Raw genomic sequence first — 11,050 nt, forward strand, 5'->3', positions numbered from 1 at the left:
CATTATCGAGTTATGCAACATGTGGGCGATTGAGATAATCGCAATAACCAAGGTCAGGGAGTCATGGGACGGGCAAGAGATGCAGCTGACCTGCGACTTCGGGGAACTTATAAGCATCAACGGCGACTACTTGACCCTAGCCGGTTCCGCACTGTGGGCCGGTGGCCTGATCTAGCCTCGTGATCTACCGGTCTCATCAGCCGGCGTTCAGTACGACCCCGGGGAACCGTTTTCCGGGAACGACGAAGCCGGGCGGTCATCACCCGCCCGGCCCGTCAACCAGCGGCATCACCCGCTGATCAGTAGTCCCAACTCTCACGAAAGGACTTCGCCATGGAGTCTACGACCCGTACCGTCCAGGCGTCTTTACCCGCCAAGCCGTCCGCGGCCCCCGTGTCCGCCCCTACGGCCCATCCGACCCCGTGTCCGTCGTGGTGCCGGGATCGGCGGTATGTGGAAGGTCATCACTTCGGTCCGACGGCGACGTGGCACTGGGGGCAGCAGTACGTGCTGGCGAATCCGGCGCCGTTGGCTGGCGAGCCGCCGGTGTTCGTCCGCGCCGAACTGTTCCGTACTGACGAGGACGCTGAGCGTGGCGAGGTGTCGATGTACGTCTCGGGCGAGACGGATTTGGAGATGGGCCGCGACGAGGTCGACATGTTCATCGTGGCCGCGCAGGCGTGGGTGGACACGTTGCGGGTGATGCGCCGGCAGATGGGTTGACTGCTGCTGCGGTCACCGTAGTTCGCTCTACGTCCGTCTGGTTGCCCTCTGGCCCAGCCTGCCCCGTTTGGGGCAGGCTGGGCGTTTCCTTGAGGGGGTTGCATGAAGTGTCCGAGTGACAAGTGCCAGTCGACGAATGTGCAGGCGTTGCCGCATTACTGGCTGTCGCTGCCGACGGAGTCGCCGTTGAAGCGGCGGTATGCGCAGCCGGCGGAGGGTGATCGGCGGGCCCGGCTTGTTGCTGCGGCCGTTGCCGTACTGGGGCTCGTCCTGGCGGTCACGGGCACGGTGGTTGTGGGTCTGGCGGTGCTGGCCGCGGCCGGGATCGCGACGTGGGGGTTGCATGGCCGGGTCGTGCAGGCGGAGGCGGCTCGGGGGTTGTGGGAGCGGCGGCAGATCTGCCTCGCCTGCACGCACCTGTGGGTGCCGTAGTCAGCCGGCTTTCTTGCGGGTGGTCTTCTTCGCCGGGGCCTTCTTGGCAGCCTTCTTCGTCGTCGTCTTCTTGGCCGCGGTCTTCTTGGCTGGTCGGTCGGCGAGGTGGTGCACATCGGCATCTCCGCCGTCGCCGCGGTCGGCTCGGGCCTTGGCTGTGGCGGCCTTCAAGGCGCCCATGAGGTCGGTGACGGACTCGGCCGGTTCGCGTTCGGCCGGCTTGGGCGGCGCGTGGTGTTCCACCTTGGCGGCGACGAGTTCGCGGACAGCCTCGGCGTACTCGTCGTGCATGGCGGCCATGTCGAGGCCACCGAGGGCGGCGATGTAGTCGAGCGCGGCGTCAACCTCAGCGGGGTCAAGGTCGACGTCGGCGGTGGGGGCTGCGCCGGCGGCGGGGCGCATCTCGTCGGGCCACCGCATCCGGTGGACCACGAGGATGTCGCCCATGGCGTAGATGAGCCCCAGGGCCTCCCCGGAGCCGCGCAGTGCGTATTTGCCGACGGCGGCTTTCCCGGAGCGTGCGAGGGCCTGCCGCATGAGGACGTAGGGCTTGCGGGCGGCGTCTGAGCTGGGGGTGAGGAAGTAGGGCTGCCCGAACTGCTCGCCCGGCACATCGGAGAGGTCGAGGAAGCCGCTGATCTCGATGGTCTTCGCCGTGGGCAAGGGTAGGTCGTCGAGTTCGTCGTCGGAGATGGGGACGAGGGTCCCGTCGGGGGCTTCCCATGCGCGTCCGATGTCGGACTGGTCGAGGACGTGCTCGTCGATCTCGCACGTCTTCCGGTAGCGGACGCGGCCCATGTCTTCGACGTGTACCTGCCGGAAGGACACCTTGTGGCTGCGGGTGGCCGAGGTCATGGACACGGGTATCGCGACGAGGCCGAAAGTCAAGGTGAAGTTGCCGATGGGCGGCATGGGGTCCTCCCGCAGGTCAGCCCCCTACGGGGAGGCTACGGCTGGGCGGCCGGCACGGCAGGGTGGTGTGGGCCGGTCGGGCTATATCCCCGGGATGCCGTCCTGTTCGATGTCGAACCGCCTCGGCCGGCGGACGGTGACGTCGCCGCCGAGTTTCCGCCGGCATCCCTCGCCCATTCCCCAGGTGCGGGAATCGGCGTCGGTGAGCTGGTGCCCGCACAGGCCGCAGGTTACGACGCGCCGCCCCGCCGCCAGTTCCTCGTCGGTGGCGAGGCCGGGCAGCGGGGCGGCAGGGGTCATGGGGCCAGTGTGGCGCTACCGGCCACTGGTGGTGGTGCCGTAGCGCTCGGTCTTGTGTCCGCAGGTGCAGCCGGTGTCGTCGCAGTGGAAGTCGCGGGTGAGGTGGTTGACGAACTCGTCGAAGGTCACGGCGCTCCCTGGTGGCTGTGGGGATGACGGCCGGGGTGTCGCGCGGTCACCCCGCTCGAAGTCGTCGAGAGTCGAAGGCTTCTACCTGGGTTATGTACGGATTGGCGCCCGTTGTGTCAGGGCTCCGCCACCTTCTTCGAGCGGGTCGCAGGCCCGGCCGGGTGGGTGTCCGGCCGGGCGGGGTGGGTTAGTTGTCGAATGGCTGTGTGCCCGTCTGCGGCCCGTTCCCCGGGTTCTGGGTGTCCGTGTCCGTCTGGGGGCGTGTGCGGCCCGTAGCGCGCCGTGTGGCCCTTCTCGTGCGCCTGTTGGGCCGGTACTCGCCATCCCGGGGTTCGTCCCAGCCGAAAGGCGCCCCCTCGTCCTCGGGCACGACCACCTCGGCGTAGCGGCGCAGTTCCGCCTCCCACGCGGCGCCCGGCGTCCCCGGGTGCTCGGCGGTCACTGCGGGTCCGTGAGGGCGTTGGCGGCGTCGCGGATGGCGGACGCAGCGTTGAGGAGCTGGTCGGCGGCGTGCTGCGCCCAGTCGCGGGCTGGCGGCTCGGCGGGGTGGTGCACGGGGCAGTCGCCGTTGCCGAACCCGACACCAGCGCAGGTGCACTTCCGGCTCGGCCGCGTCTCGGCCGGCTTGTCGTCGCCGAGGGCGGCCGGGGCCTCGCCTGTGATGTGCAGGATTTCGGCGCGGGCAGCGTCGGTCATCGTGGTGTCGGCGAGCGCCTGCGCGATGGCGTAGCGGGCGAGCGGCCCGAGACGGTCGGCGGTGTCCCGAACACGGGTGAGCGCGGCCTCGACCTGCTCGGCGCGTTGCCCGTTGGCGATGCCCCGGTCGGCGTACTCGCCCAGGCGGACGGTGAGTTCGTCCACCTGGGCGGCGAGCCGGTCGGCTTCGATGCTGGCGATGTCTGCTTGGCGTGCGGTGTCGAGGTCGGTGTACCGCTGCCGGGTCTGCTCGTGCGCCGCCCGCTCGGTGGCCACCAGCGGCAGCAGCACCGTGGCGAGGTCGGCGACCGGTCCGGAGATGTCTGAGACGACGCCGTGGGTGAGCGCGTCCACCTGGATCGGGTGCGCCGCCGCGCAGGCGACTTCGGGGTGGCCGCAGTTCCCGTCGCACAGGAACGCGGCCTCACGCAGGACGGTCTCGATGCGCTGCCGCAGCCCGGCGTCGGGGGTGGGCGTGATGGTCATCGGGGCTCTCCGATCGGGGTCAGGTGACGCCGCGACGCGTGCGCGAGGCCCACGTGGCCGTCGTTTACGGGCGTGAGGTTGTAGACCACGCCGCCGCCCTCCAGCGGATCGGTGCACGCGTCGTACCTGCCGGCCTGGCAGTGCGAGCAGGCGGCGGCGTGCCGGGTACAGCGGGTGCAGTCGCAGGGCTTCGCGGTGTACTCGCCGTGCTGGTCGGTGTGCCGGCCCTCGTAGCGGACGCGGGTGCCGGGCGGGATGGGGCCGGTGGGTGTGGTCATGGTGTCCTCCAGCGGGGTGTGGTCGAATCGGGGGCGCCGGCCCCGCCTGTCATCAGCAGGCGGGACCGGTCGAGGCGTGGTCATGCGGCGGGTTGCCGTGCTGCCGTGGGGATGCCGGCGCGGGCGGCCAGGAGCCGGAGCGCCGCTTCGGCCTGCTGCGGCACGACGCCGTTGCCCAACGCGTGCAACTGCTGGGTGCGGGTCAGGTTGGGCACGGCGGTGACGTGGCCCGCCGGGAGGCCCATCAGCCACTCGACGAAGAGCGGGCTCAGCCGATTTCGATCATCAGTTGCCCGGGGGGCAGGTCGTCCGATTGCGCGCTCCCAGCGTCGGACGGCGGGGAGGAAACTGCCCCAGTCAGCGTCGGGTTGCCCCGGCCGAAACTCATCGAGGCACGGTCGGCGTCCGCCGCCATCGGAGTCGGCAGGAGCTTCACCGCGTCCGTGAGCGTCGGGCCCGCGCTGTACAGATCCTTCGCCCGCTGCGACGTCCGAGTGCCCTTGCAGTCGTTCGCCTTCGGCGTCGGCAGCAGGTTGACGACCACTTCGTTCAGCGGCCTGGCGTTCCGGTCCATCAGGTTCGATTCCCCGGGCTTCCAGTCCCGCGCGGCTGGCGTCGGTAGCAGGTGCTCCACCTCGTCCGCGAGCGTCGGCCCGTGTCCGCCGGCTTTCCGCTTGTCCGGGTGCTGCGAGCCGCCGTTGATCGCCAACTGCGCGGTCGGCGTCTTGAGCAGCGGCGAGGATGAAGAGGCGTTCGCGGCGGTGGGGAGCGCCGACCTCCGATGCGCGAACAGTGCACCACTGGACATCGAACCCGAGGCCGGCAAGGTCGGCGAGGACGTTGTCGAATCCACGTCGAAGGTGCCCTGCGACGTTCTCAAAGATCGCGTATCGGGGTCGTAGAACGCGAAGGGCGTCCGCGATGTAAGGCCAGATGTGTCGTTCATCTTCAACTCCCAGGCGCTTTCCGGCGTTGCTGAAGGGCTGGCATGGGTAGCCGCCGCAGACGATGTCGACGGGTTCGACGTGCGCCCAGTCGGTGGTGGTGAGGTCGCCCAGGTTCGGGGTGGTCGGCCAGTGGTGAGTGAGGATCTTGGACGCGCCCGGGTCGATGTCGGACACCCAAGCGGTGGTGCCGCCGAACACCGCCTCAACGGCCATGTCCAGGCCCCGGTAGCCGGAACACCACGACCCGATACGCAGGCCGTCCGGGATCGCGGTCTGCCCGGGCAGCACTGCGGGCGCGGGGCGTTCGGCGAGCTGCCACAGGTCGGCGGGAGTCACTGCTCCTCCCCGCCGGCCGGGCCGCCATCCGCGGGCCGCACCAGCCGGTAGCCGGTGGACGTGGGCCGGAACCGGTCCAGGCGGATCGCGGAGCGGCGCTTGCCGTCGGTCACCCACGCATGGGTGGCGTCGATCGAGATCACGGTCACCCGCCGGCCGTAGCCGCGCTTGTCGTTGTCGGCCCAGACCTGCCCGGGCTGCACGGGCCGCTGCTCGCTCACCGCTGCACCCCACCCTCGGTGGCCATCGGCGCCCACGCCCAGTCCTGCGTGAAGTCGCAGTCGGGGTCCGGGCAGACCCACCCGGAGTGCGTCGGGTCCAGCAGAGGGCTACGGCCGTGTGTGTGCGGGCCGCCGCCACAGATGACGGGGTGGCCGTCGCCGTGGTCCTGGTAGTCGGCGAGCGCCTGGACCTGCTCACTGGTCCATGGGGCGGTGATGGTGGCATTGGTGCTGGTCATCGGGGTCTCCGGTTCTGGCGGGTTGCGGTTCGGGCGGTGTCAGTTCGTGGTGTCGCAGTTGCTGTAGGGCGCGACGCGGGACTGGGTCCACCAGGTGCCGGTGGTCTCGTCGAGGTGGCGCCACACGGGGTGAGGTCCAGGCGGGAGGGTGCAGGTGCGGCCGAAGAGCTGATCGCCGCACGTGTCGGTGGGCTGCTCGGGCATTGGGGGTGTCCTTTCGGGCGGGTGGCGCTCAGGCGGCGGGGGGTACAGCGTGGAGTCGGCGTGTGGGTTGTGCGCGGCGTCCGACGCGGAGCGGCTTCTCGTCGAGTGCGGCGATCAGGTCGGCGACGTGCCGGGCTTGCTCGGCCGGGGTCCAGGGGCGTCGGTGTGCGGGCTGGTAGTCGGGGACTTGGCCGGTGGGAAGTTGTTCGGCCAGGAGCCGGTCGAGGGGGCTCATGCGGCTTCTCCTGCCAGCTCGGTGCGCGCCGGGTGGACGCCACCTCCGGCCAACGGCCAGCCGTCGAGGTGGCAGTCGATGCCGGGCTCGACCTGGCAGACGGGGCAGACCGAGACGGTGCGGGCCCAGGCGGTCAGCCGCGCCGGGTGAGGCTCGGGCACGCGCCGCCGCTTGCTGATCGTCGTGCACGGCGCGTGCGCCTTCGCGCCGCAGTGCGGACACTCAACCGCACGGGCAGGGTGGTGCGGGGCGCGGACGATGTGCCGGATGCTGTCGGGCGCCGGGGCGCCCCATCGTGTGGTCACGCCGACACCGCCCAAGGGCAGGCCGCTCCGCAGGGCGCGTTGGTGTCATCAAGATCGATACACACGACGCAGTCGACGGCGGCCACTTCGTCATGGCCGCTCAGGTCGGCGCCACACAGGCTGAGGTACTCGTCACAGCAGTAGAAGTGATTCAACGTGTCCTGGACGCCGGTCGGCGTCGTCCGTCGCACAAGCGCGGTCTCGCTCATCAGGTTCCTCCTTCGAGGAGTTGGCAGTTGGGGCAGGGGCACGGGTGGTCCTGGCTGGGGTTGGCCCGGTAGGCGGCCACCGCTCGGGCCACTTCGGCGGGGTCGATCGGTGGCCCCGGATCGGGCGGCCGGGTGCCCGGTGGCCACGCGCCGGGCCGGCGGCCTGGCGGTCGTGGCGCGGATGGGGGCTTCTTCGCGGCGTCTTGGGCGCGCTGTCGGCCGCGGCCCATCTCGGAGCGCAGGTACTCGCGGAAGTCGCCCTTGTGGGCGCGCATCGCCGCCGTGTCTTCCGGGGTCAGCTCGTGCTCAGTCACGACGCCTCACCGTCATCCACGATCTCGGCGTCGACGATCTCCCCGTCGGCCTCCATGCGGGCCAGAGCCGCGGCAGACGCCTCACGCCGGCGCTGCTCCTCCGCGGCCCGCTGCTCCGCCGTCAACTCCCCCTGGCCCACGACGGCCCGCAGGCGGGCACTGTGCGACTTCAGGCGGGGCTTCCCAAGCGGCTGCTTCGCGCTGCCGCCCGGCGTCTTGCACGGCCGGCCGATCGCCGCATTGCAGGCGGGGCAGATCACGCCCAAGGGTCCGGACCGGCGCACCGTGTCGATCTCCGCCTCTTCGTCAGAATCCGGCACATCGCGGCCCACGCGGTACCCGCGGGCGTTCAACTCGGCGACGAAGCCCGCGCTCGGACCGCCCTCCAACGCCAACCGACCCGAAGGCGGCGTAACGCGGCCAGACGCAACTGCAGCGATCTGGCCCTGGTACCGGGCTATGAACTCCGCAGCGGTCTCGCCCTCGACCGGCTCGTACTGGAAGTTCTCCAACCGCGCCGAACGGATCTTGCTGCGGAGAGTACGGACGTGGTGCGGCAGAATCCACAGCTTCGCGTCCGGGTCCTTCGGCGCGGTCGTGTAGTACGCGGCGACGGCGGCCTGGGCGTCGCTATCGAGCGGCACGTCATGAAGGGCGGAAGCCCAGGCGATAGCAGCAGCGGTGGAGGGGGTGCGGTTGTCGAATGCCGAGCAGTGCTTGAGCAGCTCGGCCGCCTCGGAGGGATTCACGCGGGGTTCTCCTTCGCGCGGAGTTCGGCGGCGACTGCGGCCCAGCCGGCGACTTTGGCGTCGGTGCCGGTGAGGGCGGGTTGTTGAAGCCGGACCACGTTGCCCTCGTACTGGTTGAGGACCACGGGCGTGTGCATCGCGTGCCAGCCGTCGTAGAACCAGCGGCTGCTGAAGGGCGGCTTGCTGGCGGCTTGCTCGGCTTTGAGGGCCTGCTCGACCATCAGCGGGATCCCGAGGCGCTGGATGTCGTTGAGGACCCGAATCTCGTCGTCGCCTCGGAACTTCCACGGGACGTTGATGCCAGAGGCGCTCATGGCGCTCTTAAGGCGAACGATCTCCGGGGAGTGGCGCTCCTCCTCAACGTCCCGCTGAGCCGGTTCCCGATCCGCGACGGTCGCCGGGTAGTAGTGGTGATTCCCTGACGGTTCCTCTGACGGTTCTAGTGGTGGTTCCCCCGCAGATTTGACGGGGTTTCCGTGCTCAAACGACGGGGTTTCTGTCGCAAACGACGGGGTTTCCGTCGCAGAGTGCGGGGTTTCTTGAGGCGTTACCCCGTCAGATGTGCGGGGTTTACCATCGGTAACCCCGTCAGTAGTGCGGGGATACTCGTCAGTTACCCCGTCAGATGTGCGGGGTTTCGGAACGATCCGATACCGGTTCCTGACCCGCCGGCCGCCCCCGGATTCGACCTCCAGCTCGCCGATCTCGACAAGTTTGGCAATGCCCTTCTGGACTGCCCGCGGCGACAACTTGGCCCGCTCGCACAGGTCCTCGATGGAGGGCCACGCGAAGCCGGTGTCGTCCGCTCGGTCGGCCAGCGCGAGCATGACCAGTCGGGCCCCGTTGCGGGACTCCGACCTGCCCCACACCCAGTTGGTGACCTTGATGCTCATGCGGCGGCACCCAGGGGCAGCGTGGCTGCGTCGAAGGCGGAGAGGTGACGAGGCAGGCAGGTGGTCAAGTCCGGATCCTGGTAGGCGCCGGCGGTCGCCGCTGCCGCGTAGACGTCGGCGACGATGAAGTCCCCGTCGTCGCCGATGCGCTTAAGGCTGCCGATGAGGGCGCGGAGTTCATCCGGCGATGGGGGTTCGCCCACCGCGGCCTCGTATGCGGCGCTCCAGATGTCGTAGGTCTTGGCGATGTACTCCACCTCGCCAGTTGCGGAGAGTTCGTCTTCCCCGAGCCCGCGGTAGAAGCGCTCCGACTTGCGGAAGCCTGCGTAGGTGGCGGCCTGGATCACGCGGAACACGGAGGTGTTGCCGTCGAGGATCTTTCCGATCTTGGTTTTCACGCGGGCCATGGCCTCGTCGCTCGGACCGTCGACGTAGCAGCCGCCCCATGGTTCGCCAGACTCGCCGGGGACGTAGGTCCTAGGCCAAGCCGAGATCCAGGCGCTCCAGATGCGGGACCTGTCCAGGTCTCGAAGGGCCTCGGTGATGTTGTCTACATCGAAGTACGTCGCGTGCTGGGCTGCATCGACGACTCGACCGGGCTCCATCAGGTCCATGTCCGACAGCCAAGACAGGCTCTCGCGGAACTTCTCCACCTGCGCCGGGGACGCGTGCTCACCGGTGTCGGACATGCCGACCCGCCACACCATGAATGCAGCGTTGCGCGTGGCGTCGGCCATCGTGAGGCCGTCTTCGACTGGCTGGGCGGTGGCGCCGAGGATCTGCCGCGCCCGGTCGGCGAGGTCCTTGAGCCGGTTGTTGGCGACGCCGCAGGTGTACCGGAAGACGTCCCCGCCTTTGACGGTGCGGTTGGTCATGCCCGGTTCGATGAGGTCGGGCCAGGCGGACGCCGGGATTCTGGCGATTCGGTACCGCTCCACGCTGCTTCGCCAGTCGTCGGGGAGGGTGAACGTCACGCGCTGGCCGTTGTGCTCGTAGGTCCAGTCGTTCCAGGCGTCGACGAATGCCTGCCGGTACTGGAGCTTGGGTCCCTCCTGCGCTTCCATCTCGGCCGCCGCCTGCTTCACCGCGGCGCCCCACCGCAGTGCGTCGTTGCTGACGTCTGCAACGAGCGCGGCGTCCGGCGTCGAGGAGGTCTTGCCGCTGTTGCAGGGCTCGCAGGAGGTAACGAGGTTGCTCGGCTCGTCACCGCCGCCGAGTGCTACGGGCGTGACGTGGTCGACGCGCAGCGGGGCGTCGGGCGCGGTGGCGCCGCAGTAGCGGCACTTGTGTCCGTCGCGACGAAGGATCTCGTAGCGGAGGCGCTTGGAGACGGCCATCGAATCTTCCTTCAGGAGGTGCTGGTCAGGGGTTTTTGGGCGCGAGGAACCAGACCTTCATGGCGGCTTGTGTGGCGCTGCGGTGCAGCGGGCCTCCATAGTCTCACCATTGTTTAAAGTTTGGCAAGTGTGGTTAACTTGGGCATGACTTACACTCTGACCATGGCCACCGACCAGGAACCGACCATCGCTGCGGACGGCGTGCAGGACGTGCCGCTGACCATTGCGCGCCCGCTCCTCACGCGTCTCATCGAGCAGGTACGAGAAGATGGCCTGGTCAGCGCCCTCACCATTCGCGGCCGGCGTCGGGCGTATCTCGTCACGCCCGACTTCTACGACCAGGCGATTGCGGCGCTGAGTCGCCGCGATCAGCTGGAGGCCCTCGCGGAAAAGGCCCGCAAGCGTTGAAGCGGTACCTGACTCCATCTCGTCCCCTCCTCTCGTCTCCTGGCCCCGCGGCCTGTGCCGCGGGGCTTTGTGCTGGTTAGAGCCGCGCCCCGATGCGTCTGAGTGCTGCGCGTGCGTTGGCGAGTGACCGTCTGCCGCCGTGTGGTGTGGCGGGAAGCGTGATCGTCTTGCCGTGCCGCGTGACCCGGTAGTGGCCGGTGCCGCCGAAGCGGACCGCGAAGCCTTGTTCGCGGACCCGCTTCAGCAGCTGCTGCATGTCCTTGTTCACGCCGCGGCTCCTCGGTGGAAGGCGTCGTGGTAGCCGCGGGGCCGGAACCGGGTGTCTGCGTGCGCGAGGAGGTCGTGGACGTAGCCGTAGGTGCGGCCTGTTTCGCGGATGAGGTCGCGGATGGATTGGCCGGCGTAGTAGCGGGCCTGGAGCGCGAGGGCGGCTTGCATGCGGGCGTCGCCGTGGAGGCGGAGTCGGTCGGCGGGGTTGGTTCGGGGGTGGGCGCAGGCGGTGCAGTACGCCTCGCCGTCGGGTTCGAGGCGGCCGTGGATGGTTTGGTCGTGACCGCGCCGGCACCGGGTTGGGGGGGGGGGCAGGCCGAGGACGCTGCGGTCGGCGAGGCGGGTGCGGTATCGGCCGGGGGTGTCTTCGACGTGGGCGGGGTGGATGCAGCGGGGGTGGCCGCATTCGGGGCGGACGGCGCCGATG

The 11,050-nt window shown here is 69.5% G+C and carries 20 protein-coding genes and 1 pseudogene; 3 read left to right on the plus strand and 18 right to left on the minus strand.

Translation table 11 applies throughout. The features are described 5' to 3' along the window. Positions 1–333: 333 nt before the first annotated feature. The gene (locus tag AC13HU_RS00445; protein ID WP_483039636.1) at positions 334–723 is read left to right on the plus strand and encodes a DUF6907 domain-containing protein; all 390 of its coding nucleotides are present in this window, start codon (positions 334–336) and stop codon (positions 721–723) included. A gap of 102 nt (positions 724–825) precedes the next feature. Beyond that, positions 826–1,155, plus strand: coding sequence for a hypothetical protein (locus AC13HU_RS00450; protein WP_483039637.1), 330 nt, complete (start codon positions 826–828; stop codon positions 1,153–1,155). Here AC13HU_RS00450 and ku read toward each other — a convergent pair whose 3' ends face one another. The 16 genes and pseudogenes from ku to AC13HU_RS00530 form a co-directional block, all read right to left on the minus strand. Continuing rightward, positions 1,156–2,067, minus strand: coding sequence for a non-homologous end joining protein Ku (gene ku, locus AC13HU_RS00455; protein ID WP_483039638.1), 912 nt, complete (start codon positions 2,065–2,067; stop codon positions 1,156–1,158). A gap of 81 nt (positions 2,068–2,148) precedes the next feature. Continuing rightward, positions 2,149–2,367, minus strand: a complete 219-nt coding sequence (locus tag AC13HU_RS00460) for a DUF6011 domain-containing protein (RefSeq protein ID WP_483039639.1) — start codon at positions 2,365–2,367, stop codon at positions 2,149–2,151. A gap of 567 nt (positions 2,368–2,934) precedes the next feature. Then, on the minus strand, positions 2,935–3,678 hold the full coding sequence (locus tag AC13HU_RS00465; protein ID WP_483039640.1) for a hypothetical protein: 744 nt from the start codon (positions 3,676–3,678) through the stop codon (positions 2,935–2,937). Continuing rightward, a complete protein-coding gene (locus AC13HU_RS00470; RefSeq protein ID WP_483039641.1) occupies positions 3,675–3,956 on the minus strand; it encodes a hypothetical protein in 282 nt (93 codons plus the stop codon). Before AC13HU_RS00470 ends, AC13HU_RS00465 begins: the two co-directional genes overlap by 4 nt. A gap of 80 nt (positions 3,957–4,036) precedes the next feature. Then, a complete protein-coding gene (locus AC13HU_RS00475) occupies positions 4,037–4,201 on the minus strand; it encodes a hypothetical protein (protein ID WP_483039657.1) in 165 nt (54 codons plus the stop codon). Between the two features lie 531 nt (positions 4,202–4,732). Next, positions 4,733–5,116, minus strand: a pseudogene (locus AC13HU_RS00480) (DNA cytosine methyltransferase); the annotation flags it as partial. A 119-nt stretch (positions 5,117–5,235) separates the two neighbouring features. Then, on the minus strand, positions 5,236–5,460 hold the full coding sequence (locus AC13HU_RS00485; protein WP_483039642.1) for a hypothetical protein: 225 nt from the start codon (positions 5,458–5,460) through the stop codon (positions 5,236–5,238). Continuing rightward, positions 5,457–5,699, minus strand: coding sequence for a hypothetical protein (locus AC13HU_RS00490; protein WP_483039643.1), 243 nt, complete (start codon positions 5,697–5,699; stop codon positions 5,457–5,459). The genes AC13HU_RS00485 and AC13HU_RS00490 overlap by 4 nt, the downstream gene beginning before the upstream one ends. A 39-nt stretch (positions 5,700–5,738) precedes the next feature. Then, positions 5,739–5,903 (minus strand): hypothetical protein, encoded by a 165-nt coding sequence (locus AC13HU_RS00495; RefSeq protein WP_483039644.1) that lies wholly within the window; start codon positions 5,901–5,903, stop codon positions 5,739–5,741. A gap of 28 nt (positions 5,904–5,931) precedes the next feature. After that, complete coding sequence (locus AC13HU_RS00500; RefSeq protein WP_483039645.1) at positions 5,932–6,138, minus strand: hypothetical protein; 207 nt, start codon at positions 6,136–6,138, stop codon at positions 5,932–5,934. After that, entirely contained in the window at positions 6,135–6,443 is a 309-nt protein-coding gene (locus AC13HU_RS00505) for a zinc finger domain-containing protein (protein WP_483039646.1), read from the minus strand. The genes AC13HU_RS00500 and AC13HU_RS00505 overlap by 4 nt, the downstream gene beginning before the upstream one ends. Then, positions 6,440–6,652, minus strand: coding sequence for a hypothetical protein (locus tag AC13HU_RS00510; RefSeq protein ID WP_483039647.1), 213 nt, complete (start codon positions 6,650–6,652; stop codon positions 6,440–6,442). The genes AC13HU_RS00505 and AC13HU_RS00510 overlap by 4 nt, the downstream gene beginning before the upstream one ends. Continuing rightward, positions 6,652–6,966 (minus strand): hypothetical protein, encoded by a 315-nt coding sequence (locus AC13HU_RS00515; protein WP_483039648.1) that lies wholly within the window; start codon positions 6,964–6,966, stop codon positions 6,652–6,654. Before AC13HU_RS00515 ends, AC13HU_RS00510 begins: the two co-directional genes overlap by 1 nt. Next, positions 6,963–7,715 carry a zinc finger domain-containing protein gene (locus AC13HU_RS00520; protein WP_483039649.1) on the minus strand — a complete coding sequence of 251 codons (753 nt, stop codon included), beginning with the start codon at positions 7,713–7,715 and terminating at the stop codon, positions 6,963–6,965. Before AC13HU_RS00520 ends, AC13HU_RS00515 begins: the two co-directional genes overlap by 4 nt. Further along, positions 7,712–8,608, minus strand: coding sequence for a helix-turn-helix domain-containing protein (locus AC13HU_RS00525; protein WP_483039650.1), 897 nt, complete (start codon positions 8,606–8,608; stop codon positions 7,712–7,714). Before AC13HU_RS00525 ends, AC13HU_RS00520 begins: the two co-directional genes overlap by 4 nt. Continuing rightward, on the minus strand, positions 8,605–9,945 hold the full coding sequence (locus AC13HU_RS00530) for an HNH endonuclease (RefSeq protein ID WP_483039651.1): 1,341 nt from the start codon (positions 9,943–9,945) through the stop codon (positions 8,605–8,607). Before AC13HU_RS00530 ends, AC13HU_RS00525 begins: the two co-directional genes overlap by 4 nt. A 162-nt stretch (positions 9,946–10,107) precedes the next feature. Between AC13HU_RS00530 and AC13HU_RS00535 the strand changes: the two genes are divergently transcribed. Then, complete coding sequence (locus AC13HU_RS00535) at positions 10,108–10,353, plus strand: hypothetical protein (RefSeq protein ID WP_483039652.1); 246 nt, start codon at positions 10,108–10,110, stop codon at positions 10,351–10,353. Positions 10,354–10,429: 76 nt separating this feature from the next. On the opposite strand, the gene AC13HU_RS00540 is transcribed toward AC13HU_RS00535, so the two are convergent. Both AC13HU_RS00540 and AC13HU_RS00545 read right to left on the minus strand, forming a co-directional pair. Continuing rightward, positions 10,430–10,621, minus strand: a complete 192-nt coding sequence (locus AC13HU_RS00540; protein ID WP_483039653.1) for a hypothetical protein — start codon at positions 10,619–10,621, stop codon at positions 10,430–10,432. Next, positions 10,618–11,050: helix-turn-helix domain-containing protein (locus AC13HU_RS00545; protein ID WP_483039654.1), on the minus strand; the 433-nt coding region annotated here is incomplete at its 5' end. The genes AC13HU_RS00545 and AC13HU_RS00540, both read right to left, overlap by 4 nt.

Source organism: Streptomyces sp. NH27, from assembly GCF_056859195.1.